This is a genomic window from Azospirillum sp. TSH100 (assembly GCF_004923295.1).
Taxonomy (GTDB): domain Bacteria; phylum Pseudomonadota; class Alphaproteobacteria; order Azospirillales; family Azospirillaceae; genus Azospirillum.
Window position 1 is genome coordinate 156,001 of sequence record NZ_CP039638.1, and the last position, 26,277, is coordinate 182,277.

22 protein-coding genes are annotated in these 26,277 nt (G+C 68.4%); 15 read left to right on the forward strand and 7 right to left on the reverse strand.

The window, feature by feature from the left end:
- The first annotated feature begins 192 nt into the window (after positions 1–192).
- From E6C72_RS26130 to E6C72_RS26140, 3 genes are all read left to right on the forward strand, one after another.
- On the forward strand, positions 193–1,176 hold the full coding sequence (locus tag E6C72_RS26130; protein ID WP_247876048.1) for a sensor histidine kinase: 984 nt from the start codon (positions 193–195) through the stop codon (positions 1,174–1,176).
- Between the two features lie 111 nt (positions 1,177–1,287).
- Complete coding sequence (locus E6C72_RS32655) at positions 1,288–1,947, forward strand: hypothetical protein (RefSeq protein ID WP_109443942.1); 660 nt, start codon at positions 1,288–1,290, stop codon at positions 1,945–1,947.
- 237 nt (positions 1,948–2,184) lie between these two features.
- The gene (locus E6C72_RS26140; RefSeq protein ID WP_109443943.1) at positions 2,185–3,441 is read left to right on the forward strand and encodes an MFS transporter; all 1,257 of its coding nucleotides are present in this window, start codon (positions 2,185–2,187) and stop codon (positions 3,439–3,441) included.
- 36 nt (positions 3,442–3,477) lie between these two features.
- Here E6C72_RS26140 and E6C72_RS26145 read toward each other — a convergent pair whose 3' ends face one another.
- On the reverse strand, positions 3,478–5,361 hold the full coding sequence (locus E6C72_RS26145) for an FHA domain-containing protein (protein WP_109443944.1): 1,884 nt from the start codon (positions 5,359–5,361) through the stop codon (positions 3,478–3,480).
- A gap of 137 nt (positions 5,362–5,498) precedes the next feature.
- Between E6C72_RS26145 and E6C72_RS26150 the strand changes: the two genes are divergently transcribed.
- The 4 genes from E6C72_RS26150 to E6C72_RS26165 all read left to right on the forward strand — a co-directional run bounded on the left by E6C72_RS26150 (position 5,499) and on the right by E6C72_RS26165 (position 9,273).
- Positions 5,499–6,947 (forward strand): D-alanyl-D-alanine carboxypeptidase/D-alanyl-D-alanine-endopeptidase, encoded by a 1,449-nt coding sequence (locus E6C72_RS26150; protein WP_247876049.1) that lies wholly within the window; start codon positions 5,499–5,501, stop codon positions 6,945–6,947.
- Positions 6,948–7,107: 160 nt separating this feature from the next.
- On the forward strand, positions 7,108–7,758 hold the full coding sequence (locus E6C72_RS26155; RefSeq protein ID WP_109443946.1) for a chemotaxis protein: 651 nt from the start codon (positions 7,108–7,110) through the stop codon (positions 7,756–7,758).
- Positions 7,759–7,825: 67 nt separating this feature from the next.
- The gene (locus E6C72_RS26160; RefSeq protein ID WP_109443947.1) at positions 7,826–8,797 is read left to right on the forward strand and encodes an endonuclease/exonuclease/phosphatase family protein; all 972 of its coding nucleotides are present in this window, start codon (positions 7,826–7,828) and stop codon (positions 8,795–8,797) included.
- A 113-nt stretch (positions 8,798–8,910) separates the two neighbouring features.
- Positions 8,911–9,273 carry a hypothetical protein gene (locus E6C72_RS26165; RefSeq protein ID WP_109443948.1) on the forward strand — a complete coding sequence of 121 codons (363 nt, stop codon included), beginning with the start codon at positions 8,911–8,913 and terminating at the stop codon, positions 9,271–9,273.
- Between the two features lie 73 nt (positions 9,274–9,346).
- Here the strand turns inward: E6C72_RS26165 and ahpF are convergent, their stop codons facing one another.
- The gene (gene ahpF / locus E6C72_RS26170) at positions 9,347–10,942 is read right to left on the reverse strand and encodes an alkyl hydroperoxide reductase subunit F (protein WP_109443949.1); all 1,596 of its coding nucleotides are present in this window, start codon (positions 10,940–10,942) and stop codon (positions 9,347–9,349) included.
- A gap of 424 nt (positions 10,943–11,366) precedes the next feature.
- Positions 11,367–11,930: an alkyl hydroperoxide reductase subunit C gene (ahpC, locus tag E6C72_RS26175; protein WP_109443950.1), complete on the reverse strand. Its 564-nt coding sequence runs from the start codon at positions 11,928–11,930 to the stop codon at positions 11,367–11,369.
- Positions 11,931–12,180: 250 nt separating this feature from the next.
- Between ahpC and E6C72_RS26180 the strand changes: the two genes are divergently transcribed.
- The gene (locus tag E6C72_RS26180; protein WP_109443951.1) at positions 12,181–13,092 is read left to right on the forward strand and encodes a hydrogen peroxide-inducible genes activator; all 912 of its coding nucleotides are present in this window, start codon (positions 12,181–12,183) and stop codon (positions 13,090–13,092) included.
- 112 nt (positions 13,093–13,204) lie between these two features.
- A complete protein-coding gene (locus E6C72_RS26185) occupies positions 13,205–14,119 on the forward strand; it encodes a prephenate/arogenate dehydrogenase family protein (protein WP_109443952.1) in 915 nt (304 codons plus the stop codon).
- A 115-nt stretch (positions 14,120–14,234) separates the two neighbouring features.
- Here the strand turns inward: E6C72_RS26185 and E6C72_RS26190 are convergent, their stop codons facing one another.
- From E6C72_RS26190 to aceA, 3 genes are all read right to left on the reverse strand, one after another.
- On the reverse strand, positions 14,235–15,932 hold the full coding sequence (locus E6C72_RS26190) for a methyl-accepting chemotaxis protein (RefSeq protein ID WP_109443953.1): 1,698 nt from the start codon (positions 15,930–15,932) through the stop codon (positions 14,235–14,237).
- A 242-nt stretch (positions 15,933–16,174) separates the two neighbouring features.
- Positions 16,175–16,738, reverse strand: a complete 564-nt coding sequence (locus E6C72_RS26195) for a DJ-1/PfpI family protein (protein ID WP_042697580.1) — start codon at positions 16,736–16,738, stop codon at positions 16,175–16,177.
- A 572-nt stretch (positions 16,739–17,310) separates the two neighbouring features.
- Entirely contained in the window at positions 17,311–18,588 is a 1,278-nt protein-coding gene (aceA, locus tag E6C72_RS26200) for an isocitrate lyase (RefSeq protein ID WP_042697577.1), read from the reverse strand.
- A gap of 301 nt (positions 18,589–18,889) precedes the next feature.
- Here aceA and E6C72_RS26205 point away from each other — a divergent pair, with 301 nt between their 5' ends.
- The 3 genes from E6C72_RS26205 (at position 18,890) to E6C72_RS26215 (ending at position 23,357) form a co-directional block, all read left to right on the forward strand.
- Entirely contained in the window at positions 18,890–20,332 is a 1,443-nt protein-coding gene (locus tag E6C72_RS26205) for a short-chain fatty acyl-CoA regulator family protein (protein ID WP_109443954.1), read from the forward strand.
- A gap of 238 nt (positions 20,333–20,570) precedes the next feature.
- Positions 20,571–21,344 (forward strand): ferredoxin--NADP reductase, encoded by a 774-nt coding sequence (locus E6C72_RS26210; protein WP_109443955.1) that lies wholly within the window; start codon positions 20,571–20,573, stop codon positions 21,342–21,344.
- A 231-nt stretch (positions 21,345–21,575) separates the two neighbouring features.
- Complete coding sequence (locus tag E6C72_RS26215) at positions 21,576–23,357, forward strand: glycosyl hydrolase family 17 protein (RefSeq protein ID WP_109443956.1); 1,782 nt, start codon at positions 21,576–21,578, stop codon at positions 23,355–23,357.
- Positions 23,358–23,363: 6 nt separating this feature from the next.
- On the opposite strand, the gene E6C72_RS26220 is transcribed toward E6C72_RS26215, so the two are convergent.
- Positions 23,364–23,888 (reverse strand): hypothetical protein, encoded by a 525-nt coding sequence (locus tag E6C72_RS26220; protein ID WP_109443957.1) that lies wholly within the window; start codon positions 23,886–23,888, stop codon positions 23,364–23,366.
- 252 nt (positions 23,889–24,140) lie between these two features.
- On the opposite strand from E6C72_RS26220, the gene E6C72_RS26225 reads away from it, so the two are divergent.
- The 3 genes from E6C72_RS26225 (at position 24,141) to E6C72_RS26235 (ending at position 26,271) form a co-directional block, all read left to right on the forward strand.
- Complete coding sequence (locus E6C72_RS26225) at positions 24,141–24,785, forward strand: DUF47 domain-containing protein (protein WP_109443958.1); 645 nt, start codon at positions 24,141–24,143, stop codon at positions 24,783–24,785.
- 13 nt (positions 24,786–24,798) lie between these two features.
- Positions 24,799–25,812, forward strand: a complete 1,014-nt coding sequence (locus E6C72_RS26230; protein ID WP_109443959.1) for an inorganic phosphate transporter — start codon at positions 24,799–24,801, stop codon at positions 25,810–25,812.
- Positions 25,813–25,965: 153 nt separating this feature from the next.
- Complete coding sequence (locus E6C72_RS26235) at positions 25,966–26,271, forward strand: hypothetical protein (RefSeq protein WP_109443960.1); 306 nt, start codon at positions 25,966–25,968, stop codon at positions 26,269–26,271.
- Positions 26,272–26,277: the final 6 nt, after the last annotated feature.

Genomic DNA, 26,277 nt, shown 5'->3' on the forward strand with positions numbered 1-26,277 from the left:
GTTCGGCTTCGCCCTTCGATGGTCACGGGGGTCGCCCGATATTTCACGTGCACGGACAACTCCCCGCCCTTACAAGCGAGGGGTGCCGGTCATATGTCTGTGCCGGAAATTGCGGGGTTCTGGGGGGGTATGGGGTCCGATCGGCCGGTCTGGCAGTGGTTTGCGCGTTTTTCCCTGCTGCGGCACGGTCCGATGCCGCGCTTCGGCATGGCCCTGCTGACGGTCGTCGTGGCGCTTCTGCTGCGTCTGGCCGCCGACGGCGCCCTGCCCACCGGCTTTCCCTATCTGACCTTCTTTCCGGCGGTGATCCTGACCACTTTCATCGCCGGCCTGTGGCCGGCGGTGGTCACGGCGGTGCTGTCCGGGCTGGCGGCCTGGTACTTCTTCATTCCGCCCTATGACACCCTGACGCTGAACTCGTCCGTCGGGGTGGCGCTGGCCTTCTATGCAGTGATCGTTACGGTGGACATCGCGCTGATCCATGGCATGCAGGTGACGATGGCCCGCCTGCAGGAGGAGCGCGGCCGCACCGCCTCTCTGCTGGAGGCGCAGACCACCATGTTCCATGAATTGCAGCACCGCGTCGCCAACAACATGCAGTTCGTCTCGGCGCTGCTGGATTTGCAGCGGCGGACGGTCGGGCACACGCCGGAAGGGGCGCTGGCGGCGCTGGAGGAGGCGGGGCGGCGGCTCGACACCATGGCGCGGGTGCACCGCCGCCTGCACGACCCACGCTCCGGCGACGATTTCGGCAGCCACCTCGACGGGCTGTGCCGGGACATGCTGGCGGCGGCCGGCATCCCCGGCGTCGACTGCCGGGTGACGGTTCGCGCCGCTCCGCAGTCGCCCGAACGGCTGCTGACGCTGGCCATGCTGATCGTGGAGGCGCTGACCAACAGCCTGAAGCACGCCTTCGCCGGTCGCGACGGCGGCACCGTCACCATCGACCTGCGCGAGGATCCGGACCAGCCCGGCCAGCTGCATCTGCTGGTGATGGACGATGGGGTCGGCCTGCCCGACGGCTTCGACGCGCAGCGGCTGCCGAGCCTGGGCTGGAAGATCATCCAAAGCCTGGCCAGCCAGCTGTCCGGTCAGCTGACCCATGGTCCGGCAGATGCCGCCGATGGCTCGGTCAATGGCACCGGCACGCGGATCGACCTGCGCTTTCCGGCCTGAGCCGGCATCCACCCCGATGGTCATCGCGGCTTTTCCGTCGCCACGGGATGAACTATCTGTGATCCTGCCGGTTGCTGCGGGGGCCGGCAGGGGACAGCAGGAGATGGATTCATGGCGACGCTGAAGGAATTCGAGGACGCGCTGAAGGCGGCGGGCAACACGGCCGCGCTGGAGATCCTGGAATCCCTGCGGGCGCGCGACCGCTCCCAGCGCAGCGTCCGGCCGGCGCGGCGCCTGACCGGGCGCAAGATGACGCCGGAACTGGCCGCCGAGATCCTGCACCTGCACGAGACCACCAACATGACCCAGCAGGAGATCGCCTTCCAGCTGGGCGTCAACCAGGGCCGGGTGAACGAGGTCATCAAGCGTCGCAAATGGCTGACCGACGACCCCGCCGCCCCGGAAGCCCAGGCCCGTGACAAGGCCAAGCAGCGCGCGTCGGCCGGCGTCGGCGTCCCGGCGCGCCGGCCGACGCGCAGGAGGAAGGCCAAGGCGGAGGTGGACGTCGAAGCCGGGGCGGCGCCGGAGATCGCTCCCGGCCTGCCGCCCGAGGTCGTGCCGCCAGTGGAGCAACCGGTGGAGCCGGAGGTGATCGCGGCCCCGGAACCGCCGGCCGAATCGCCCGCTGCCGAACCGCCCGCGCCCGCGTTGCCGATGGCGGCGCCTGAGATGCCGGTGGAGCAGCCTTCGACGGCAAAGGACAAGCCGAAGGCGAAGGGGCGCAAGCGGGACAAGGCGGCGGAGATGCCGCTGTTCAAGGATCTGCTGTAAGCAGGGGTGCGAATCCTCTCTGCCGTCCTCTCCCGGTGCGGGAGAGGGGGTTTATTCCGTTCCCATCGCTCTTCAAGCCATGCCCGCCGGTCATTTCGCATCTGCGAAATTAACGGCCTGCGGCGGATTGCCTCAGCAGGGGATTGGCAAATATCCTGGGGCTGTCCCGGCTGCGTCCAATTCCCTCGCCGCCGGCCCCTCCCATTCCCCACCCAGCGCGACAGCGGAGAAACGACCATGGCGTCTGCCGGCCATCACGGCGACTTGCGTGCGGAGACGCAGCTGACCTCGGCCCATCCCGGGCTGGTGCTGCTGGCGCTCGCCATGGGTGGATTCGCCATCGGGACGACCGAATTCGCGACGATGAGCCTGCTGCCCTATTTCGCCCGCGGCCTGGGCATCGACGAGCCGACCGCCGGCCATGTCATCAGCGCCTATGCGCTGGGCGTGGTGGTGGGGGCGCCGGTGATCGCGGTGCTGGCGGCGCGGGTGGCGCGGCGGACCCTGCTGATCGGGCTGATGGCGATCTTCGCCGCCGCCAACGTGGCGAGCGCCTTTTCGCCCTCCTATGGCTGGATGCTGGCCTTCCGCTTCATGAGCGGGCTGCCGCACGGCGCCTATTTCGGCGTGGCGGCCCTGGTCGCCGCCTCGCTGGTGCCGCCGCAGCGCCGGGCCCAGGCGGTGGCGCGGACCATGCTGGGGCTGACGGTGGCGACCATCATCGGCGTGCCGATGGCCAACTGGATCGGGCAGGCGCTGGGCTGGCGCTGGGGCTTCGGTGTCGTCGGGCTGCTGGCGCTGCTGACCGTGCTGCTGGTCTCGATCTTCGCCCCGAAGGACCGGCCGCATCCCGATGCCAGCCCGCTGCGCGAGCTGGGCGCCCTGAAGCGGCGGCAGGTCTGGCTGACGCTGGGCATCGGCGCCATCGGCTTCGGCGGCATGTTCGCGGTCTACACCTATGTCGCCTCCACCCTGATGGAGGTGACGCAGGTGTCGCCCGCGATGGTGCCGGTCGTGCTGGCGGTGTTCGGGTCGGGCATGACCGTCGGCACCCTGGTCAGCGCCTGGGCCGCCGACCGCGCCCTGATGCCGACCGTCGCCATCGTCCTGCTGTGGAGCGCCGGGTCGCTGGCGCTCTATCCCTTCGCCGCCGGAAATATCTGGCTGGTGTCGGTGGTCGTCTTCATGATCGGCTGCGGTGGCGGGCTCGGCACGCCGTTGCAGGCCCGGCTGATGGATGTGGCGGAGGATGCGCAGACGCTGGCCGCCGCCCTGAACCACAGTGCCTTCAACGCCGCCAACGCCCTCGGCCCCTGGCTGGGCGGCATGGCGATCGCCGCCGGCTGGGGCTGGACCTCCACCGGCTGGGTCGGCGCCGCGCTGGCGCTCTGCGGTCTGGTGGTGTGGGCGGTGGCGCTGCTGGACGACCGGGCGACCGCCGGCCGGACCTCCCAATCGTCCCGGCTGGCCGAGGCCGCCTGCGCCGGGGATTGACGCGCGCTGGCTCCCCGGCCGTCTGTTTTCCGGCGTTCAGCGCCCCGCCGCCACGGTCCAGGCGATGCGCGCCGGATGTTCGCCAAGGTCGAGGGAACCGATGACGATCTCCCCCCGGCCGGACAGCGGCGCCACGTCGCCCATCTTCAGCAGGCGCTGTTCGCCGTCCTGCGCCACCAGCCGGGTGCCGTTGCGGCTCAGATCCTCCACCGTGAAGGCGCCGTCGCGCAGCCGGATCAGCACATGCCGGCGCGAGGCGGAGGCATGGTCCAGCGTGATGCCGCACTCCGCCGCGCGGCCGATCACCACATCGTCGCCCGCGTCGGGCAGCGCCAGCGTCCGGCCCTGGTAGCTGAGCGTCAGGCGGGGGGCCGGCTTCGGCGGCGCCCGCATGTCGACCGTCATGTCCGTCGGCTGGGCGAGTGGCATCGAGGCAAGGCGCAGTCCGGCCACCACGCCGGTGCCCGTCATCGACATGCGCTGGTCGTCGGGAATGGTGGCGATCTTGGCGATCAGCCCATCGGCCAGCGCCCGCGGAATGCCGGCGGCGCGCAGGCGGCGGCCCAACCCTTCGCGCACCTCCTGGATCGAGGCGCCGGGGGCGGCCAGCTCCGCTGCGGTCTTCACCCGGTTGAACTCGTCGGCGACGCGCTGGATGACGACGCTGATCTTCTTGTGGCCGTAGGGGCTGGCGCCGAGGTCGAGCAGATAGCCGAGTCGCCCCGCCGCCGTGTTGAAGCGGCCGGCCAGCCGCGTCATCGTCTCCTCGAAGGACAGGTCGGTGCCGCCGGTGGCCCACACGGTCTTGCCGCGGCGGGTCAGCGATTCGGCCATCTCCGCGCCGCCCATATAGCCGTCGAAGGCGATCATGGCGTCGACGATGGATGAGAAGGCGCGGGCATCGCTGGCCGCCCCGCTGCGGGTCAGCGGCGTCAGGCCGTCCAGTCCGCCGCGGATGCGGTTCAGCAGGGCCTGACGCGTGCGGGCGAACCCGAGCCCCGTTCCGTCGGAGGCCAGGGCGTTCGACAGCGCCAGCAGGGCTTCGGTGTGGGGCAGCCGGTCGTCCAGATCGCCGCGCAGCGCCGCCAGCAGGGCCAGCAGGGCCGAGGCGAGATCGGGCGAATAGCCGATCAGGGCGCGGATCGGTTCCCGACCGTCGACGATCTCCGCGGTGAATTCGTCCACCAGCCGGGTGTTCTCGCCGTCGCCCTCCTGGTAGAGTCGCAGGACGGCGGTCAGCTTGGCGCCCCATTCCCGGTGCGGTTCCAGCAGGGTGCCGAAGGCGTGGGTGACGATGCGGTCGCGTTCCTCCACCGGGCGGTCGACGGCGGCCAGCAGCAGGCCGGAAATCCCGCCGCGCATCAGCGCCTGATCGAAGGGAGCCAGTGTGTCGGATTTCTGGGCGAGATCCTTCAGCGCCGCGAACAGGCGGCTGATCTGGTCGTAGCGTTCATGCGGCTTCAGTCCCAGTATCGGCGCCTGGAGGGTGGCGAGCCGGCTGACCGCCGGGTTGAAAAGCAGGGCCTCGCGCTCGAAGTAGCGCAACGGATAGTAGCGGTGAAGCTGTTCCGCCGGAATGACGCCCTGGTCGTCCCAATAGCCGCGCAGCAGTCGCAGCAGGGTCATCCGGCTGTCGAAGGAAAAGACCTGCAACACGTCGGTGCAGAGGTTGGCGGTTTCGATCGGCGAGATGGTGGTCAGCTTGGCGCCGCCGGACGATGTCTTCTGGAAGATGGTCTCTTCCCGTCCGGTGCCGGTCACCTTCACCACGCGCACCACCGGAAACTTGGCAAGCCGCAGCAGGAAGTTGGCACGTTCCGTTGCCGACTTCTCGTCCTCGAAGACGCCGTCGATGTTGGGCTTGCCGCCCTGTTCGACCACCACCTCGAAGCGCGCCTCGCGCCGTTTGGACATCGCCATACCCGCCCCCCTTGGCCTGCCCCTGCTGGACAGCCCTTGTCTGGCTGCCGCCGGCTACGTCCCTGTTCGCGATTCCCAGCGATTTTTCCCTAAAATACTTTATGAAACCTTCGATCAGAAGCGGAAAGACCCGAACCTTGACCGCAAAATTTCATTCCGCTAGCCCTGCCGATAACCGACTGCCGCTGGGCCGCCGGCCGTTCCTCGGTCTGCTGGGGTCGCTGGTCCTGCCGGCGGCGGGACTGGCGATGCCGGCCATGGCGGAAGCAACCAGTGGTTTAGAAAATTCCGCGATCGGCTACATTCTGTTCGATCCGGCCAGCGGCCGCGCGCTGGAAGCGCAGGCGGCGGACAGCTCCTTCATCCCGGCGTCGGTGGCGAAGCTGCCGACGGTGGCGGCGGCGCTGGCCCTGCTGGGCCCGGACCATCGCTTCACCACGCGGCTGCTGGCAACGGGGGCCATGGCGGGCGGGACCTTGCGCGGCGATCTGATCCTGCAGGGCGGCGGCGACCCGGCGCTGGCGACCGAAGGGTTGCTGGAGTTGCTGGGCCGACTGGCCGCCGCAGGCCTGCGGCGGGTCGAGGGGCGGTTCCTGTACGACACGGCGCTGCTGCCGGAGCTGGCGGAGATCGACGCCGGCCAGCCCTGGGCCGCGCCCTACAACACCGGGGTCGGGGCGTTGTCGCTGAACTACAACCGCGCCCTGCTGAGCTGGCGGCGCGGCGCCGCCGGGCCCGAGGTGCTGACGGTCGCCGATGCCGGGCGGCAGCCGCTGGACAGCGTCGAGGCACGGCCGATGGCTGGAGGCGGCGGTTTTCCGCTGCTGCCCGACGGGGTCGACCGCTGGCTGATGGCGCCTCCGGCCGCGGGGGAGGGGGGAAGCGCCTGGGTGCCGGTGGCGCGGCCGGGGCTTGCCGCCGCCACGCTGTTCCGCCGGCTGGCCGCCGATGCCGGCATCGCACTGCCGGTTCCCCAAGCCGGGAGCGCGCCGGCCGGGGTGGTGGCGCTGGCGGCGCTGGACAGCCTGCCGCTGGCCGAACTGGCGCGCGGACTGCTGCGCCACTCCAACAACCTGTCGGCGGAGGTGATCGGGCTGGCGGCCTCAAGGCGGCTGGACCCGGCGGTGGCGACGCTGGACCGCTCGGCGACGCTGGTGCAGGGCTGGCTGACCCGGCAGGGGGCGGGGCAGGGGACAGGATGGAACGGGCTTCGGCTTGCCAACCATTCGGGGTTGGGCACCGGATCGCGCGCCACGCCGCGGCAGATGGCGGCGCTGCTGCGGGCCGGCGGGCCGACTTTGTGGGATCTGCTGCCGGGGGAGGAGGACGGCAAGGCGCTGCCCCCCGGCATCCATGCCAAATCGGGCACGCTGGCCTATGTGAAGGGGCTGGCCGGACTGCTGACGACGGCGGGCGGCCGGCGGCTGGGCTTCGTCCTGTTCATCGCCGATCCGGCGCGGCGGGCGGCGCTGGACGCGGCGCTCGACCGCCGGGTGACCGCCACGCCGGCGGAAGCGCGCGCCTGGGCCGCCGCCGCCCGGAAATCGCAGGACGAGATCCTGGGACGCTGGATTGCGGGCTATTGAGTGAGATAGGTCATAGGACGGCATATCGGCCATCTGGCAAAATGCGATGCAGGTTGATCCGGGGGACAGCCGATTCGTGGAATTGTCAGCCTGCGTCGATTGATCGCGTGCCCGCATGACCCATATCCGTCCGCATTCAGCAGCGAGAGCGCCAGACCCGATGATGACAGACCGTTCCGCCACCTCCCCCGCGCGCAATGTCCTGCGCCGACGGCTGGAACGTCAGGACGTCGCCGCCAATCGCTACCACGATCGGCGGCTGGGGGCGGAGGTGGTCAACATCGTCGTCGGAGGCTGCGTCGTCACCGACGACCCGAACGTCGTCATCACCACCACGCTGGGATCCTGCGTCGCCGCCTGCCTGTATGATCCGGTGGCGGAGATCGGCGGGATGAATCACTTCCTGCTGCCCGATGCCGGAACCGACACGTTGTCGCTGTCGTCGCGTTATGGCGCCACGGCGATGGAGCAGCTGATCAACCGGCTGCTCGCCGTCACCGGCCGGCGCGACCGGCTGCGCGCCAAGCTGTTCGGCGGCGCCAACGTCAACCTGAACACCCTGCGCACCGCCAACATCGGCCAGCGCAACGTCGAATTCGTCATGGACTATCTGGCGACGGAGGGCATTCCCACCGTCAGCTGGGACGTCGGCGGCGCCAGCCCGCGCACGGTGCGCTTCTTCCCCACCACCGGCCGCAGCCAGCGCCGGCTGATCGGTGACGAGTCGCTGCACGACATCGCCCGCAACGAGTCGTCCTATATGGAGCATCTGGGCCGGACGCGGATCGAAGGCGACGTCGAGCTGTTCTGATAAGCTCGACCGGGGGCGCAGCCGTTCGTGGCGCGTTCCCACCCGCCGTCCTTCCGCGGAGCCCTTCATGGCCGACACGCTGTTCCGGATCGCCACCTTCAACCTGGAAAACCTGGACGACGATGCCGACGAGCCGCCCTTCGAGGCGCGGATCGCCACGCTGCGCCCACAGCTGGAGCGGCTGGAGGCCGACATCCTCTGCCTTCAGGAGGTCGATGCCCAGCATCCGGTGAAGAGCGAGCCGCGTGTCCTGCGCGCGCTGACCCGCCTGCTGGAGGGGACCCGCTATGCCGGCTATCACGTCACCGCCGGCGACGCCCCATCGCCGGCCGACCGCCACAACCCGGTGATCGTCAGCCGCTGGCCGATCCGGGCGGCGCGGCTGCTGCGCCACCATCTGGTGCCGCCGGCCCGCGTCCGCCTCGCCACCGCCGATCCGGCGCCCGAAGGGGAGACGGAGGTCGGCTGGGACCGGCCGGTCCTGCATGCCGAAATCGGGATGCCGGACGGCCGCACCCTGCATGTGTTCAATCTGCATCTGCGCGCGCCCATCGCCGCTCCGGTGCCGGGACAGAAGGCCGGCGCCCAGACCTGGAAGACGGCATCCGGCTGGGCGGAAGGCTTCTATCTCGCCTCGATCAAGCGGGCGGGGCAGGCGTTGGAGACCCGAATGGCGGTGGACCGGCTGTTCGACGCCGATCCCGATGCGCTGATCGTGGTGGCCGGCGACTGCAACGCCGATCTGGAGCAGACCGCCGTCCGCATCATCCGCGCCGCCCCCGACTTCACCGGCAACGCCGATCTTGCGAACCGCGTGCTGGAGCCGCTGGAACAGGCGATCCCGGAGGAGCGGCGCTACACCGTGCTGCATGGCGGCACGCCGGTGCTGCTCGACCATCTGATGGCGTCGCCCCGTCTGACCGGGCGGCTGCGCGACGTGGCGATCCACAACGAGGCGCTGACCGACGAGGTCGATCACGCCGACGAACCGTCGCCGGTCAGCTACCATGCGCCGGTGGTGGCGGGTTTCGCGCTGTAGGGCTGGATTTGCCGGGCCAACTGGTGGAAAACAGCGTCTTCGGGATTTTTGCGGCGCTTCAGCCCGGTTGAGAGGGTGGGGCGCCATTCAGCAAGTGCCATTTGGGAGACAGCATGTTCACTGCCGCCAGCTTCCGCGTCGGCGACCGCGTGACCATCCGCAGCGGCCAGTCCATTCCGCAGTCCATCGCCACGGTGGAGCGCTACACCGAGGGAGGGCGCTGCATGGTGCTGTCCGACGGCAGCGAATGGCGGGCCGACGGCCGCCGCCAGTGGGGCTTCCGCGGCAGCTACTACAAGGGTCCGGTGGTCGAGCCGTTCGAGCCGGGCGACGACGACTTCGTCGCCCGCCGCCGCGTCGTCGGCGCGCTGCGCAAGTTCGGTGACGGCCTGACGATGGACTCTGCGCTGAGCACCGAGGCGTTGCAGCGGATTCTGGATGTTGTGGACAGGGAAAAGGCGGCGGCGAAGACGTAAGTTCCTCACCGCTCGGACGAAAAAAGGCCGGCGGCCCCTTGCGGGACCGCCGGCTTTTTTCATCCCGAACCGTTCACTCCGCCGCGATGGTCGCCGGCGCGGCTTCCTCGGCCGGCACGGTGCGGATCAGGTGGTCGAAGGCAGCCAGCGCAGCCTTGGCACCCTCGCCCATGGCGATGACGATCTGCTTGAACGGCACCGTCGTCGCATCGCCGGCGGCGAACACGCCGGGCAGCGAGGTCTGGCCGCGGTTGTCCACCTCGATCTCGCCGCGCGGGGTCAGGGCCAGCGTGCCCTTCAGCCATTCGGTGTTCGGCACCAGACCGATCTGCACGAAGATGCCTTCCAGATCGACTCGCTTCAGCTCGCCGCCGACGCGGTCCTTGTAGGACAGGCCGACGACCTTGTTGCCGTCGCCATGCACCTCGGTGGTCTGGGCCGAGACGACGACGGTGACGTTGGGCAGGCTGTGCAGCTTGCGTTGCAACACCGCGTCGGCGCGCAGCTGGCTGTCGAACTCGATCAGCGTGACGTGCGAGACGATGCCGGCGAGGTCGATCGCCGCCTCGACACCGGAGTTGCCGCCGCCGATCACCGCCACGCGCTTGCCCTTGAACAGCGGACCGTCGCAGTGCGGGCAGTAGGCGACACCCTTGTTGCGGTATTCCGACTCGCCCGGGACATTCATCGAGCGCCAGCGGGCGCCGGTCGACAGCACCACTGTGCGTGACTTGAGCGAGGCGCCGTTCGCCAGCTTCACCTCGATCAGGCCGCCTTCCTGGCTGGCCGGGATCAGGGCGGTGGCGGTCTGCAGGTTCATCACGTCGACCTCATAGTCCTTGACGTGCTGTTCGAGCGCCGCGGCCAGCTTCGGCCCCTCGGTGTGGGAGACCGAGATGAAGTTCTCGATCGCCATGGTGTCGAGCACCTGACCGCCGAACCGCTCGGCCGCCACGCCGGTGCGGATGCCCTTGCGGGCGGCGTAGATGGCGGCGGCGGCGCCGGCCGGGCCGCCGCCGATCACCAGCACCTCGAACGGGGCCTTGGTCTTGATCTTCTCGGCGGCGCGGGCGACGGCGCCGGTGTCCAGCTTGGCGACGATCTGCGCCACGTCCATCCGGCCCTGGGCGAAGGGCTCGCCGTTCAGGAAGACGGTGGGGACGGCCATCACCTGGCGCTGCTCGACCTCCTGCTGGAACAGTGCGCCGTCGATGGCGACATGCTTGATCCGCGGGTTCAGCGCGCTCATCAGGTTCAGCGCCTGGACGACGTCGGGGCAGTTCTGGCAGGTCAGCGAGAAATAGGTCTCGAAGCGGAAATCGCCGTCCAGGGTGCGGATCTGCTCAAGCAGCTCCTCGGACTCCTTCGACGGATGGCCGCCGACCTGGAGCAGGGCCAGGACCAGCGAGTTGAACTCGTGCCCCATCGGCAGGCCGGCGAAGGTGACGCCGATGTCGCTGCCGTCGCGGATGATGGCGAAGGAGGGCTTGCGGCTGTCGGCGCCGTTGCGGTCGAGCGTGATTTTGTCCGACAGCGACGCGATGTCTTCCAGCAGGCCCAGCATCTCCTGCGACTTCGCCCCGCCGTCCAGCGACGCCACCAGCGTGATCGGGTTGGTGATGCGCTCCAGATAGGCCTTCAACTGCGTCTTCAGATTGGCGTCCAGCATGGCTTTCGTTCCCAACGTCTCGTGTCCGGGGCGGATCGCCTGCGCATCGTAGCGGCGGTCCGGGCGGAGAAAATGGTGGCCCGAGCAGGAAGAGCCGGTCGGGCGGGCGGTCTGGTTTTGAAACAGCGAAGAGGTCCGAACGTCATCGTCCTCCCCGCGCAGGCGGGGATCCAGGCTTTGAAAGGGCTTTGAAAAGACTGCGACAAAGAGCGCGCCTGGGTGCCCGCCTTCGCGGGGATGGGGAAACCGGTGACGGATCCTGATATGACGTAACCTGACAGCGGGGAGGCTTTGAAAGCCGACCCGCAAAACCCTGCCTTGCGGCCGGTCCGGCCGATCAAGGGTACTGTTCGCAAACCCGCCGGGGCGGGGTGGGGGCCGGCCGGAACCGGCCCCCGATCCGAGAGTTCCCTAAGGGGAAAGCTTAGATCTTGCCGACGAGGTCGAGCGACGGGGCGAGGGTCTTCTCGCCTTCCTGCCACTTGGCCGGGCAGACCTCGCCCGGGTGGGCGGCGACGTACTGGACGGCCTTGATCTTGCGCAGCAGCTCCTTGGCGTCGCGGCCGACACCGCCGGCGGTGATCTCGACGATCTGGATCTTGCCGTCCGGGTCGACGACGAAGGTGCCGCGGTCGGCCAGACCGGCTTCCTCGATCAGGACCTCGAAGTTGCGGCTGATCGCCAGCGTCGGGTCGGCCAGCATGGTGTACTGGATCTTGCCGATGGCCGGCGAGGTGTCGTGCCAGGCCTTGTGGCAGAAGTGGGTGTCGGTCGAGACGCTGTAGATCTCGACGCCCAGCTTCTGGAACTCGGCGTAGTTGTCGGCCAGGTCTTCCAGCTCCGTCGGGCAGACGAAGGTGAAGTCGGCCGGGTAGAAGAACACGACCGACCACTTGCCCTTCAGGTCGGCGTCGGTCACGTCGATGAACTTGCCATTCTTGAAGGCCTTGGCGGCGAAGGGCTTAATCTCGCTGTTGATCAAAGACATTTGTGTTCTCCGATGGAGTGCGATGGTTGGTTGTCGCCCCAATCCCTGGACGCTGGCCCCGGCTGCTGGCCGTGACATGCCCGACTTAGTGCGGCGCACCGGGTCGAACAAGGGGGCCTGTCCTGTGGCCGGGGAGCGGGGCGATGTTCCCGTGTCCCGTTGACCCGTGGAGGAATACGGGAAATCTGTTATCAAGAGAAGTAGAAAATACCAATTGAATTGATCGATAAATCCGATTACATAACCGGGCATGAAACCGCTCCCCACCCTGCGCCAGCTCCGCTATCTCGTCGCCGTCGTCGACCGCTGCCATTTCGGGCAGGCGGCGGAGGACTGCCTCGTCAGCCAGTCGACGCTGAGCGCCGGCTTGCAGGAGCTGGAAGACCTGCTGGGCGCCACGCTGGTGGAGCGCACGCGCCGTTCCGTGCTGCCGACCCCGCTCGGCCGCGACATCGCGGAGCGGGCGCGGCAATTGCTGAAGGGGGCGGAGGAACTGGTGGACATCACCCGCTCGGCCGCCGACCCGATGTCGGGTGCCCTGCATCTGGGGGTGATCCCGACCATCGGCCCCTTCCTGATCCCCCGCGTCATGCCGGCCCTGCGCGAGACCTTCCCGCGCCTGCGGCTCTACCTGCGCGAGGATCAGACGGCACGGCTGCTGGAGCAGCTGAACGCCGGCAAGCTGGACGCGGCGTTGCTGGCCCTGCCCTATCCGATGGGCGACCTGGAGACGGAGGACATCGCGGAGGACCGTTTCTCCTTCGTCTGCCCCACCGGCCATCGGCTGGGCGGCGGCGATCCGGCGCAGCCGGTGACGGTGCCGTCGGAGGATCTGCTGCTGCTGGAGGACGGGCACTGCCTGCGCGACCACGCCATGGCCGCCTGCGCCCTGGACAGCACGCCGCACAACACCGCCTTCCAGGGCACCAGCCTGCACACGCTCGTGCAGATGGTGGCGAACGGGCTGGGGGTGACGCTGCTGCCGCAGATGGCGGTCGATTCGGGCATCCTGCGCGGGCTGGATCTGGCGGTGCGCCCGTTGGCCGCCGACCGGCCGGGGCGGCGGATCGCGCTGGCCTGGAGGAAGACCTCGGGACGGAAGGAGACCTTCCAGCGGCTGGCCGAGGCGCTGAGGGCGGAGATGGCGCCGAAGGGGGACTGAGCGGGCTGTCCGGGGAGCAGGCGAGAAAGAATCGCTTGGTCCTGCGGGTGCGAGGTGGTTTAAACGGAACGGTTTTTCACCCGCCCATGCCTTTTCCGGGACACACAGCGTCATGTCCACCGCCATTGCTGATAGCGCTTTCGCCCCTGGCCCCCTGTTCGACCGCGTCGCCATCATCGGCATCGGCCTGATCGGCTCCTCCCTGGCGCGGGCGCTGGCGGAGTATGGCATCGCGCGGCAGGTGGTCTGCGCCGACCGCAGTGCCGAGGCCTGCGCCAAGGCACTGGAGCTCGGCATCGTGGCGGAGGCCTCGACCGATCCGGCACTGGTCCTGGCTGGCGCCGATCTGGTGGTGCTGGCGACTCCGGTCGGCAGCTATGCCGCGGTGGGCGAGGCGATCGGGCCGCTGCTGAAGCGGGGAACCATCGTCACCGACGTCGGCTCGGTCAAGCAGGCGGCACTGCGCGACATCGGGCCGCACCTGCCCGACGGCGTTCCTCTGATCCCCGGCCACCCGGTGGCGGGCACCGAGCATTCCGGTCCTGAAGCCGGCTTCGCCACCCTGTTCCAAGGCCGCTGGTGCATCCTGACCCCGCCGACCGGCAGCGACCGCCAGGCGCTGGAGCGGGTGACGGAACTGTGGCGCCGTGTCGGCTCCACCGTGGAGATCATGGAGGCCAGCCACCATGACCGGGTGCTGGCCATCACTTCGCACCTGCCGCACCTGATCGCCTACACCATCGTCGGCACCGCGTCGGACCTGGAGGAGGACACCAAGTCCGAGGTCATCAAGTTCTCGGCCGGCGGCTTCCGCGACTTCACCCGCATCGCCGCCAGCGATCCGGTGATGTGGCGCGACATCTTCCTGAACAACCGCGAGGCGGTTCTGGAGATTTTGCAGCGCTTCACCGAGGATCTGACGGCGCTGCAACGCTCCATCCGCTGGGGCGAGGGCGAGCAGTTGCAGGATCACTTCACCAAGACGCGCGCCGTGCGCCGCGGGATCATCGACGCCAAGCAGGCTTAAAGCCATCACTCCCCCGCCTTCGCGCAAACTTCGTTTGCGCTGACGCGACAGGCAGACCTGCGGTCCGCCGATAGCGGGGAGAGAGGGAAATCCTCTGCGGATTCGGTTCTGCCGGTTACGACGCCCGCAGCGCCCCCAGGAAGCCGTCGACCTCCTGGCGCATCCGCCCGGCATCGTCCGTCACCGTGTCGACCGAACGCACCATCACGCCGCTGGCCTGTTCGGCGGACGCGGCGGCGGCGGTGACGGCGGCGATGTTGTCGGAGACGCTGCGGGTGCCGTCGGCGGCGTCCTGGATGTTGGCGGCGATCTCGCCCACCGCGGCGGTCTGCTGTTCGACCGCGGCGGCGACCTCGGACGATATTTCGTTCAGGCGGGCGATGGTGCGGGTCACCGCCCCGATGGTGTCGACGGCGGTGCCGGACGCATTCTGGATCTCGGCGATGCGCGCCTGGATCTCGGCGGTCGCCTTGGCGGTCTGGCCGGCGAGTTGCTTCACCTCGCTCGCCACGACGGCGAAGCCCTTGCCGGCCTCGCCGGCGCGGGCGGCCTCGATGGTGGCGTTCAGCGCCAGCAGGTTGGTCTGGCCGGCGATGCCGGAAATCATGTCGACCACCTTGCCGATCTCCTCCGCCGCCTCGGCGAGGCTGCCCATCACGGCGGTGCTGCGTTCGGCGTCGCGGGTGGCGTCGGCGGCGATGCCGGCGGAATCGGCGACCAGACGGGCGATGCCGGCGAAGCTGGCCGACAGTTCGGCGGTGGCGGCGGCGACGCTGTCGACATTGGCCGAGGCCCGGCCTGCGGCCGACGACACCGCGTCGGAATGGCGCGCCGTCTCGGCGGCACCCTCCGCCATGGCGGATGATGCGGCGGCCATCTCGGCGGTGGAGGCTGACAGCGCTTCGACAAGGCGCTTCACCGTCGCCTCGAAGCCGTCGGCCAGGGTGCGCAGCTCGCGGCGGCGCTCCTCGGCGGCGGCGGTCTTCAGCCGTTCCTGTTCCTGCTGGAGGCGCTCGGTGTCGAGCATGGTGTCGCGGAAGACCCGGGCGGCGGTCGCCATGCGGCCGATCTCGTCGCGGCGGCCCTCCTCGAAACTGGCGCTGAAGTCGCGTGCTGCCAGCCGTTCCAAAGCGCTTGCCACGTCGAGGATCGGGCGGGAGATGCCGCGCACCAGCACAGCACCGAAACCGAGCGCCAGCAGGGTGCACAGCGTCACCCCGCCCAGCACCATCCCATGGGCGTTGGCGTAGACCTCCGCCCCCTGGTCGGCGACGGTGCCGGCATCGGCCATGGTGCCTTCGACCAGCGCGTCCAAAGCCTCCTGCACGCGGGCGAAGGCGACGGCGCTTGGGCGTTTGAAGACGCTGACCGCGGATTGGGCGTTGCCGTCGCGCGCCTGACTGCGCACCCGGTCGGCCGCGGCGGCATAGGCGGTCCAGGCCTCGTCGAAGGCGGTCAGCCGGGCCGCGCCCTCGCCGCCGGTGAAGCGGGCTCCCGCGGCCTGACGGCGGGCCGCGACCTCGGTCACCGCGTCGGTCCAGCCCTTTTCCGCCTGGTTCACCTGCATCTCGTTGGTGGCGAGCGCATAGGCGGCTTCGGCGATGCGGTGGCTCTGGGCGGCAGAGGTCAGCTGACCGGCCAGCTGGGTCGCCGGCAGCGAGCGGCTGCGCATGGTTTCGGCGGCATTGTTTAGGATTTCAAGCCGGCTGAGGGTGAAAAGCCCGAAGGCACCGGCCATCACCACAGTGCCGAGCACCGCGATGATGATCTTGGCGCGGATGGTCAACTGCCCGAATGCTTGAATTTTAGCCATATTGCCCGCATCCCCGCCAAACTTACGGAAAGGACCTTTTCCACCCGAAGGTATTGTCCGACCCTTAATCTTACTAATCCGAATGTTTAAAATTATCAACGCGGAAGGTGAGTGAATTGCTTGGAAATTCTGCGGATCGGCCAAAGGTCACAGCGGGGATTTCGGCAGTTGGGCCTGAAAACGAAACGGCCGCCGCACCCGGCTGGTGCGGCGGCCGTTTCGGGACCGGCTGAGGATGGAGATCAGGCGGCCTTGCGAACGGAACCCAGTTCGGTGAACAGCTTCACCACGGCTTCGACGAACTCGTTCAGCTGGTCCTGGCCCAGCGCCGAGACCGTGATGTCATCGACGACCAGAGCCTCGTCGCTGATCCGGCCGCCGGCGGCGGTCAGGTCGGCGCGGTAGGCTTCCGGGGCGGCCAGCAGGCGGCCGCGCAGCTTGCCGGGGATGGCGAGCAGCTGGATGCCCTGGTCGATGGCGGCGATCGGCTTGCCGGCATCCAGGAAGTGGCCGACGATGCGGCGGGTGTGGGCCGACTGCTGCAGCTTCGCCACGCTGCGCTCACCGCCCGGCAGCAGCAGCATGTCGAAGTCGGCGCCCAGCGCCTCGCTCAGATGCTTGTCCACCGGGAAGTAATGGCCCCAGGACTTGCCGTGCCAACCGTTGACCAGACCCGTCTCGGTGGAGATGGTACGCAGCGTGGCGCCGGTCTTGATCAGGGCGCGTTGCGGCTCGGTCATCTCCGCTTCTTCGAAGCCGTTGGAGACGAGGATGGCGATGGACTTTCCTGCGAGCGATTGATCCATACTGTCTTGTCCTTTCATCGTTTCACCAAAGAACGCCAGGGCATCTCCGATGGCATGTCTGCCTGGGGAGAACCCGCCGGGGGCAGGGGGCAGGGGGGAAACGGTCATCGCCGCGCACGGGAATGCGCGGCGGCCAGTTCCGCCCGCCGGGACCCCGAGGTCGGGTGCCGGCGTGTGGGACCTTACGTCCCGGATCGGTTTGTTTTCAGCATGCGGACTTAATTGGTCCCGATGCGTTTCCAAGTCAACAAGGGATTCCGCGCCGCACCCAAGCATGCAGCGCTGCGGAATCCGTGGGAAACGGTCGATTCGGCTGCATTTTCCAGCCCAGTTCAAGACTTTCGACCCAACCGGACCGTACCACCGGTTGACGTCGCGCAGAGCTGCCATACCACAGGGGCGTGGCTTTACCGACGGATTGTTCCCAAAGAACTGCCACCGGATGGTCCGCACATAAAAAAGCGGCCGGGGGGAAGGCCCCCGGCCGTCGGCAAGTCAAAGCATCAGCCGTTCGATAAAGATCCAGCTCGCACACTGGATCACGGACCAATCCCAGTGATCGGAACCTGCGATCAATGGAACTGGTCAGCCTCGGTGGAGTCCTTGTACGCGGTGGTCGAGGAGGTGCCGCCGGAGATCGCCGTGGCGACCGCGTCGAAGTAGCCGGTGCCGACTTCGCGCTGGTGCTTGGTGGCGGTGTAACCGTCCTTCTCGGCCGCGAACTCGGCCTGCTGCAGTTCGGAGTAGGCGGCCATGCCGCGCTCGGCGTAACCCTTGGCGAGCGTGAAGGCCGAGTAGTTCAGGCTGTGGAAGCCGGCCAGCGTGACGAACTGGAACTTGTAGCCCATGGCGCCCAGTTCGCGCTGGTACTTGGCGATGGTGGCGTCGTCCAGGTTGGCCTTCCAGTTGAAGGACGGCGAGCAGTTGTAGGCCAGCATCTTGCCCGGGAACTGCTTGTGCACGGCCTCGGCGAAGCGGCGGGCTTCGTCCAGGTTCGGCTTGGAGGTCTCCCACCACATCAAGTCGGAGTACGGCGCGTAGGACAGGCCGCGGGCGATGCAGTGATCGACGCCCATGCCCTTCTTCAGGCGGAAGAAGCCCTCGGTGGTGCGGCCGCTGTCGAAATCGATGAAGGGATGGTCACGCTCGTCGATGTCCGAGGTGATGAGCTGCGCCGACTCCGCGTCGGTGCGGGCGATCACCAGGGTCGAGGTGCCGCAGACGTCGGCGGCCAGACGGGCGGCGTTCAGCGTGCGGATGTGCTGCTGCGTCGGGATCAGGACCTTGCCGCCGAGATGGCCGCACTTCTTTTCCGACGCCAGCTGGTCTTCCCAGTGCACGCCGGCCGCACCCGCCTTGATCATCGCCTTCATCAGCTCGAAGGCGTTCAGCGGGCCGCCGAAGCCGGCCTCGGCGTCGGCGATGATCGGCGCGAACCAGTAGGTGTCGCCCTTGCCCTCGGAGGTCTGGATCTCGTCGGCGCGCTTGAAGGTGTTGTTGATGCGCTCGACGACCGCCGGGACCGAGTTCACCGGATACAGGCTCTGGTCCGGGTACATCTGGCCGGCCGTGTTGGCGTCGCCGGCGACCTGCCAGCCCGACAGGTAGATGGCCTTCAGGCCGGCCTTGACCGCCTGCATCGCCTGGTTGCCGGTCAAAGCACCCAGGGTGTTGATGTAGGGCTCGGTGTTCAGCAGCTCCCACAGGCGGCGCGCACCCAGTTCGGCCAGCGTGTACTCGATCTTGACCGAGCCGCTCAGACGCTTGACGTCGTCCATGGTGTAGTCGCGGCGGATGCCCTCGTAACGGGCGGCGTGGATGGCGGTCTTGGTCTTTTCATCGAGCGACATGGGTCAGGTTCCTTTTGTCCGGTGCGCCCGGTCGATCGGGGCGGAACTGGGGTCTCGGGGCGGGCCTTATGTCGGTCCCGGAACCGGTTGCGGGCAGTGGCGTTTCCTCCCGCCCTTGCTCTGCCGTCCGGTGTCTTCGGGGCCGCTTGCGCTTTACAGCGCGGCCGTGGATCAAGACTTAAACCCGGCCCGAGTGCGTTGCAATAAGCCCTTGTTTGTAAAAAGGTCCGTTTGTAAACTGCCGTCTTCACAAAGCTGTAAATCGGTAAATCTTGTAAAGCGGAGAGGCGCGGTGGCGAGCATGGACAAGAAGGCGATGCTGGGGCCGAAGGTCCGCCGCCTGCGCCGCGACCAGGGGCTGACCCAGGCGCAGATGGCCGACCAGCTCGGCATCTCCCCCAGCTATCTGAACCTGATCGAGCACAACCAGCGCCCGGTCACGGTGCCGCTGCTGCTGAAGCTGGGCCAGCAGTTCGGCGTCGATCTCCAGGCCTTCGCCGAGGATGAGGAAAGCCGGCTGGTGGCGGGGTTGCGCGAGGTGTTCGCCGACCCGCTGTTCGACGGTTCCGACATCAAGAACCAGGATTTCCGCGAACTGGCGGCGGTGGCACCGACGCTGGGGCAGGCGGTGGTGGCGCTCTATCGCGGCTTCCGCGGCGCGCGCGACGATCTGCAGGCGCTGGCGGAGCGGGTGGCCGACCGCGAGAAGCTGCATCTGGTGCAGGCCACCGGCTTCCCGCAGGACGAGGTGCGCGACCTGTTCCAGACCCACTCCAACCATTTCCCGGAACTGGAGGCGGCGGCGGAAAGCCTGTGGCAGGACGGCAAGCTGGAGCGCGGCGACCTCTATCGCGGGCTGGTCGACTGGCTGAACACCCAGCACAGCGTGCGCGTCCGCCTGCTGCCGTCGGAGGTGATGGGCTATGCGGTGCGCCGCTTCGACCGTCACAGCCGGCGCATCCTGCTGTCGGAGATGCTGGCGCCGTCCGGCCGCACCTTCCAGCTGGCCTGCCAGATCGCGCTGCTGCGTCACCGCGACCTGCTGAACGGCATCGTCGATGCCGCCAACCTGTCCGACGACGAGGCGCGCCGGCTGACCCGCATCGGGCTGGCCAATTACTTCGCCGCGGCGGTGCTGATGCCCTACGCCCGCTTCCACGAGGCGGCGACCCAGCTGCGCTACGACATCGAGATCCTGCGGCGGCGCTTCGACGCCTCCTTCGAGCAGGTCTGCCACCGGCTGACCACGCTGCACCGCTCGGGGTCCAAGGGCGTGCCCTTCTTCTTCATGCGGGTGGACAGCGCCGGCAACGTGTCGAAGCGCTTTTCCGGTGCCGGCTTCCATTTCGCCCGCTTCGGCGGCGGCTGTCCGCGCTGGATCGTCTATGAGGCCTTCCGCACGCCGGGCAAGATCCACAGCCAGATGGCGGAGATGCCGGACGGCACCGCCTATTTCTCCATCGCCCGCACGGTGGTGAAGGCCGGCGGCGGCCACCGCAGCCCGCCGCAGCAATTCGCTGTGGCTTTGGGCTGCGACGTCCAGCATGCCGCTCAGGTCACCTATGCGGACGGGTTCGACCTGACCAACACCGATGCCGCCACGCCGATCGGGGTGAATTGCCGGCTCTGTCCGCGGCTGGACTGCTCGCAGCGGGCATTCCCGCCGCTGAATCATCGGCTTATCGTCGATGAGAATCTGCGCGGCCTGTCGCCCTACCTGTTCGCGCCGCCCAGCGCCGAGTAAGTCGGGAATTGACCGGGATCAATGTTATACGAAAATATTAGTGTTGTTTTCCGGAAAGCCCGTCATTTGACTGGTATAAATCCGTGGCCTTCGGTCGGGATTGTTGATAGGTTTCGGCCGTTGCGTCGCGGCAGCTCCGCATGCGTGTTTGCGCACCGGCCACCTGAACGCAGCGTCCCGGACTTCTGTATTGAACATTGCCAACAGAGCTTGGCCTCGACAGGTTTTGGAACGCCCCATGAGCAACTTGATCAAAGAGCGCGTGCTGACCGTTCACCACTGGACCGACACGCTGTTCAGCTTCACCACCACGCGCGATCCGTCCTTCCGCTTCCTGCCGGGGCAGTTCACCATGATCGGGCTGGAGGTCGAAGGCCGGCCCCTGCTGCGCGCCTACAGCCTGGTCAGCGCGCATTACGAGGAGACGCTGGAGTTCTTCAGCATCAAGGTGCAGGACGGCCCGCTGACCTCGCGGCTGCAGCACCTGAAGGAAGGCGACACGCTGCTGGTGAACCGCAAGGCGACCGGCACGCTGATCACCGACAACCTGCTTCCCGGGCGGAATCTGTATCTGCTGAGCACCGGCACCGGCCTGGCGCCGTTCCTCAGCATCATCAAGGACCCGGAGATGTACGAGAAGTTCGACCGGGTGATCCTGACCCACGGCACCCGCACCGTGGCGGAGCTGGCCTATGACGACCTGATCCACCACAGCCTGCCGGAGAACGAGTTCTTCGGCGAGCAGGTGAAAGAAAAGCTGCTCTATTACCCGACGGTGACGCGCGAGCCCTTCCGCAACCAGGGCCGCCTGACCACCCTGATGGAGACCGGCAAGCTCTACAGCGACCTCGGCCTGCCGGAACTGGACGCCGAGAAGGACCGCGTGATGATCTGCGGCAGCCCGGCGATGCTGGCCGAGACCACCGCGATGATGGAAAAGCGCGGCTTCGTCATGGGCACCAACGGCGAGCCGGGCGGCTTTGTCATCGAGAAGGCTTTCGTCGAACGGTAAGGCGAGCGGCAAGGGGAGGGCGGATCCGATTTCCCACGGAATAAACTCCCCCTCCCGCCGGTTTACCGATCCGTGACGAAGGCACGTCACTCAATCCTTGACCGACTGGGCGCGCCTCCTTTGGGGGCGCGCCCATTTTCTGTCCGCATCCGTGAATAAAATCGGCGTCCGGCCTGTTGGTGCGACGGTCGCCGTTCAAACCGTCAAGCCTTTGGTGTAGACATCCCGCCCATGCGCCTGATCCTCATCCTTGCCGCGCTTCTCGTCGCCGGCCTCGCCAATCTCGCCGTCTGGTCCCTGCCGAACCTGCCGGTGCCGCTCGACCCGCCGCCGGGCGGCAAGCTGCGCAGCGTGTCCTTCGCGCCCTTCCGCGACGGGCAGAGCCCGCTGACCGGCGTGCTGCCCTCCACCGCCCAGATCGAGGAGGATTTGGCGGCACTGGCGCCGCAGGTGGCCGGCATCCGCACCTACACCTCGCTGGAGGGCTTGCAGGTGGTGCCGGAACTGGCGCGCAAGCATGGCATGCAGGTCACAATGGGGGCGTGGCTGTCGTCGCGTACCGACAAGAACGAGGCGGAGATCGCCTCGCTGATCGACCTCGCCAACCGCTATCCCGATGTCATCACCCGCGTCATCGTCGGCAACGAGGTGCTGCTGCGCCGCGAGCTGACGCCGGAGCAGGTCGCCGGCTACATCGACCGCGTCAAGGCGGCGGTGAAGCAGCCGGTGTCCTATGCCGACGTCTGGGAATGGTGGCTGAAATACCCGCAGATATCCTCCCACGTCGATTACCTGACCATCCACCTGTTGCCCTATTGGGAGGACGTGCCGGCCGGCGTCGAGGGCGCCACCGAGCGCATCCGTCAGAGCTACCGCACCATCGCCCACCGCTTCCCCGGCAAGCCGATCCTGGTCGGCGAGACCGGCTGGCCGACGCAGGGCCGCTCGCGCGGGGCCGCCGTGCCGGGGCTGGTCAACAAGGCGAAGTTCGTCAACGCCTTCGTCCGCATGGCCGAGCAGGAGGGCTTCGACTACAACGTGATCGAGGCCTTCGATCAGGAATGGAAGGCCAAGCTGGAGGGCACCGTCGGCGGCCATTGGGGCCTGTACAACGCCGACCGCACGCCGAAATTCTCGCTGGCCGGGCCGGTCGTCGGCAATGTGGCGTGGCCCTGGCTGTTCGCGGCGTCGAGCGGGCTGGCGCTGGTGCTGGTGGGCGGGCTGTCGCTGCTGCGCCGCCGGGTGCCGGGCACCGGCTGGGTCGTGCTGATCCTGCTGGCGCAGGCGCTGTCCACCCTCTATGTCCGCGCCGCCTTCCTGGCGGAGCATGGCAAGCATTACTGGCAGGACACCACGCTGGCGGTGGTCATGCTGGCGCTGACCGCGGCGCTGGCGCTGACGGTGCTGCTGACCGCCCACCGCACGCTGGCGAGCGGCGGTCTGGCGAGCGAGCCGCTGGTCGGTCTGCGCCACGCCCGCCCGGCTTTGACCCGCACCGAGCGGGTGGGGCGGTGGAGCGCCGTCGCGCTGGGTGTCGCGGCGCTGGCCTGGTCACTGCTGATCGTCTTCGACGGCCGCTATCGCGACTTCCCCAACCCGTATCTGCTGATCCCGGCGGTGGCGCTGCCGGCGCTGGGGCTGATCCGCAATGCCCGCCGGCCGGTGGGGACGGAAAGGCGCGGCGCGCTCGGCATCGCCAGCCTGTTCCGTCCGGCGGTCCCCGTCGCCGGCGGCGAGCCGCGCGGCCTGTGCGGTGCCGTCCGCCGCCTGCCGGTCGAGTCGGTGCTCGGCTTCGGGCTGCTGCTGGCGGCGCTGCTGACCGTGGTGGCCGAGGGCTTCGTGCCGCTCGAATCGCTGATCTACGGCCAGCTGCCCTTCCTGGAGGCGCTGCACGAGGTCGAGTGGACCCGGCCGAACTGGGAGGCGCTGGGCTGGGCAGCCTTGCAGGTCCTGCTGGCGCTGCCCTTCCTGGCCGGGGTGTGGAGCGCCCGGCGTCCGCTTCGGCGGATCTGATCCAGATCAGGTCTTGATCAGCCCGTCCTGCTTCGTCGGTTCCGGCGTCGCCTTGGGCGCCGGGGCCGGCGCGGCTGGCGGCGTCAGCTGCCAGTTGTCCAGTGCCCGCTTCAGCGCGTCCAGCCCGGCGCCGGCCGAGTTCTTCGCCTCGTCCGCCGCGCGGGTGATGGCGGCGCACAGCGCGGCACGGCGCTTGGGATCGTTGCGGCTTTCCTCCAGAGCGCGGCCGACGTCGTCGGTCGTGCCGCCGCCCTTGGCGTCGGGTGGCACCGTCTTCGGGTCGATGCCCAGCAGCGGCAGCAGATACTCCCGCCCTTTTTCACGCGCCACCGCCGCGGCCTTGTCGCCGAAGCGCTCCGCCGCCGCGACACCGGTGTCCCAGGCGCCGAGCGCGGCTGAAACGGTTGGGCTGCACCGGTTCGCCGGGTCATCGGGCGGAGTCGTCTGGGCATGCAGCGGGGCGGCGCTCAGCAGCAGGGCGGCAAGCGCCGGCGTAGCCAAGCGGCGGAAAGCGGCGGGTGGGCACGTCATGGAGGAACCCTGTTGTCGGGGAGGGGCTTTCCGGAGATTTGGGAAGGCTGGCGGCCGCTTTCCATGGTGTGGGCTCAATTGGTTTCCCAAACAGGTTTGCCGGGGAAAAGCGGCATTGTGCCGCGACCTGTGGCGATTTTGCTACCAAATGACTGTTTCATGACCTTTACATGACATGCCGCCGCTGCACCGCACCGCGAAGCGTGCTAAGAGCAGCGCCAAACCATTCCCGTTTACGCGAGTCACCGTCCCATGCTGCTGCGCGCATTCCGTTCGCTGATGCCGAAGGAGGAACGCTTCGTCGACCAGTTCGTCGAGCAGGCCCGCCACATCGTGGCAGCATCCATCGCGCTGGAAGCGGTGATGGACGCCGGACCGGACGAGCGTGCGCAGAAGATCGCGGCGCTGAAGCGGGTGGAGAAGGACGCCGACCGCATCGCCAAGGATGCCGGACGCGACCTGCACCGCGCCTTCATCACGCCGTTCGACCGCTCGGACATCCTGTCGCTGATCAACGCGCTGGACGACGCCATCGACCTGATGGACGAGGTGCCGCGCCATGCCGGCCTTTACGGTGTCGAGGTGTTCGACGAGCCGATGCGCCGTTTCGTAGTCCTGATCCGCCAGCAGGCCGACCTGCTGGTCGAGCTGATGCCGCTCCTGGGCGCCATCGCCCGCAATGCCGAGCGGATCGAGCATCTCTGCGGCCGGCTGTCCGACCTGGAGGACGAGGCCGACGACATCCTGCGCGGCGCCCTGCAATCGCTGATCGCCGAGAAGCCGGACATGATCGCCTTCCTCGGCCGGCGCGAGCTGTACGAGATGCTGGAGGCGGTGACCGACCGCTGCGACGACGTCGGCGACCTCGTCGCGGGCATCACGCTCGATCAGGTCTGAGGCGGTTCCGGTCATGGAGGCCCTGCAACTCGGCCTGCCGGCGATCGCCGTCATCATTCTGGTGGCGCTCGCCTTCGACTTCATCAACGGCCTGCACGACGCGGCGAACTCCATCGCCACCGTGGTGTCGACCCGCGTGCTGTCGCCCAAGCTGGCCGTCCTGTGGGCGGCCTTCTTCAACTTCATCGCCTTCCTGTTCTTCGGTCTGCATGTCGCCACCACCATCGGCACCGGGCTGGTCGATCCGCTGGTGATGGACCCGGCGGTGATCCTGGCGGCGCTGATCGGCGCCATCGGCTGGAACCTGATCACCTGGTATCTCGGGCTGCCGTCGTCGTCGTCGCACGCGCTGGTCGGCGGCATCGCCGGGGCGGGCATCGCCAAGGCCGGCTTCGGCGCCATCATCGCCAGCGGCTTCACCAAGACCGCGGTCGCCATCGTGCTGTCGCCCGGCATCGGCCTGCTGCTGGCCCTGTTCCTGATGCTGGTGCTGTCCTGGGCGCTGCGGCGGGCGGCCCCCTTCACCGTCGACCGCCAGTTCCGGCACTGGCAGCTGGTCTCGGCGGCCCTCTACAGCCTGGGCCATGGCGGCAACGACGCGCAGAAGACGATGGGCATCATCGCCGTCCTGCTGTTCAGCCAGGGCATGCTGGGCGATACATTCCACGTCCCCTTCTGGGTCATCATCGCCTGCCAGCTGGCGATGGGGCTGGGCACGATGATGGGCGGCTGGCGCATCGTCCGCACCATGGGCTCGCGCATCACCGACCTGAAGCCCTACCAGGGCTTCTGCGCCGAGACGGCGGGCGCCATCACGCTGTTCGGCGCGACGTGGCTGGGCATCCCGGTTTCGACCACCCACACCATCACCGGCGCCATCGTCGGCGTCGGCTCCGCCCGCCGAACCTCGGCGGTGCGCTGGGGGCTGGCGGGCCGAATCGTCTGGGCCTGGGTGCTGACGATTCCCGCCTCCGGCATCGTCGCGTGGCTGTCCTACCTGCTGGTGGCGGGCGTCCTGCGCCCGTAAGGGGGTTCCGGACCGCGCGCCGGGGCCGCCGGGGAGGGGAAAGGCCGCAAAGAGAACACGCGGCGAACGGATAACCCCTTCGTGACGCAGCGCGGCCTTGACCCGCAAGGGCGGGAACGGCAGGATCGGTCCGGTGGAGACAGGATACCGGTCATGCCGCATATCGAACGCACCGACCAAGGTGAGCAGTATGTGCTTCCCGGCGCCGAGCGCCGGACGGCCCCCGGCTTGCCCTATGCGGCGGAAGCCGACGGCCAGCTGACCCTGCATTTCTACGCCCCGCCCGACAAGTCCGAACGACGCTCCCGCCCAACCTCGGCGCGCGCGCTCTCGTCGACACCGCTGCCCGTGGCGCCGCTGCCGGCCAATCAGGCGGCACCGGCAGTCGCGGAGGCGCCGCCGCAAAGCCTGTTCGGCCGGCGTCTCGCCCATTTCCCGCGGGTGTTCGAGCAGCCCTGATCGGGC

Excerpts from the sequence above, each read along its gene's own strand:
- aceA (WP_042697577.1), bottom strand. The coding sequence starts at position 18,588 with ATGTCGCTCGATGAAAAGACCAAGACCGCCATCCACGCCGCCCGTTAC.
- E6C72_RS26130 (WP_247876048.1), top strand. The coding sequence starts at position 193 with ATGCCGCGCTTCGGCATGGCCCTGCTGACGGTCGTCGTGGCGCTTCTG.
- E6C72_RS26180 (WP_109443951.1), top strand. The coding sequence starts at position 12,181 with ATGAAACCGCTCCCCACCCTGCGCCAGCTCCGCTATCTCGTCGCCGTC.
- E6C72_RS26145 (WP_109443944.1), bottom strand. The coding sequence starts at position 5,361 with ATGGCGATGTCCAAACGGCGCGAGGCGCGCTTCGAGGTGGTGGTCGAA.
- E6C72_RS26225 (WP_109443958.1), top strand. The coding sequence starts at position 24,141 with ATGCTGCTGCGCGCATTCCGTTCGCTGATGCCGAAGGAGGAACGCTTC.
- E6C72_RS26235 (WP_109443960.1), top strand. The coding sequence starts at position 25,966 with ATGCCGCATATCGAACGCACCGACCAAGGTGAGCAGTATGTGCTTCCC.
- E6C72_RS26205 (WP_109443954.1), top strand. The coding sequence starts at position 18,890 with ATGGACAAGAAGGCGATGCTGGGGCCGAAGGTCCGCCGCCTGCGCCGC.
- E6C72_RS26230 (WP_109443959.1), top strand. The coding sequence starts at position 24,799 with ATGGAGGCCCTGCAACTCGGCCTGCCGGCGATCGCCGTCATCATTCTG.
- E6C72_RS32655 (WP_109443942.1), top strand. The coding sequence starts at position 1,288 with ATGGCGACGCTGAAGGAATTCGAGGACGCGCTGAAGGCGGCGGGCAAC.
- E6C72_RS26190 (WP_109443953.1), bottom strand. The coding sequence starts at position 15,932 with ATGGCTAAAATTCAAGCATTCGGGCAGTTGACCATCCGCGCCAAGATC.
- E6C72_RS26155 (WP_109443946.1), top strand. The coding sequence starts at position 7,108 with ATGATGACAGACCGTTCCGCCACCTCCCCCGCGCGCAATGTCCTGCGC.
- E6C72_RS26215 (WP_109443956.1), top strand. The coding sequence starts at position 21,576 with ATGCGCCTGATCCTCATCCTTGCCGCGCTTCTCGTCGCCGGCCTCGCC.
- E6C72_RS26185 (WP_109443952.1), top strand. The coding sequence starts at position 13,205 with ATGTCCACCGCCATTGCTGATAGCGCTTTCGCCCCTGGCCCCCTGTTC.
- E6C72_RS26210 (WP_109443955.1), top strand. The coding sequence starts at position 20,571 with ATGAGCAACTTGATCAAAGAGCGCGTGCTGACCGTTCACCACTGGACC.
- E6C72_RS26140 (WP_109443943.1), top strand. The coding sequence starts at position 2,185 with ATGGCGTCTGCCGGCCATCACGGCGACTTGCGTGCGGAGACGCAGCTG.
- ahpC (WP_109443950.1), bottom strand. The coding sequence starts at position 11,930 with ATGTCTTTGATCAACAGCGAGATTAAGCCCTTCGCCGCCAAGGCCTTC.
- E6C72_RS26160 (WP_109443947.1), top strand. The coding sequence starts at position 7,826 with ATGGCCGACACGCTGTTCCGGATCGCCACCTTCAACCTGGAAAACCTG.
- E6C72_RS26165 (WP_109443948.1), top strand. The coding sequence starts at position 8,911 with ATGTTCACTGCCGCCAGCTTCCGCGTCGGCGACCGCGTGACCATCCGC.
- E6C72_RS26220 (WP_109443957.1), bottom strand. The coding sequence starts at position 23,888 with ATGACGTGCCCACCCGCCGCTTTCCGCCGCTTGGCTACGCCGGCGCTT.
- E6C72_RS26195 (WP_042697580.1), bottom strand. The coding sequence starts at position 16,738 with ATGGATCAATCGCTCGCAGGAAAGTCCATCGCCATCCTCGTCTCCAAC.
- ahpF (WP_109443949.1), bottom strand. The coding sequence starts at position 10,942 with ATGCTGGACGCCAATCTGAAGACGCAGTTGAAGGCCTATCTGGAGCGC.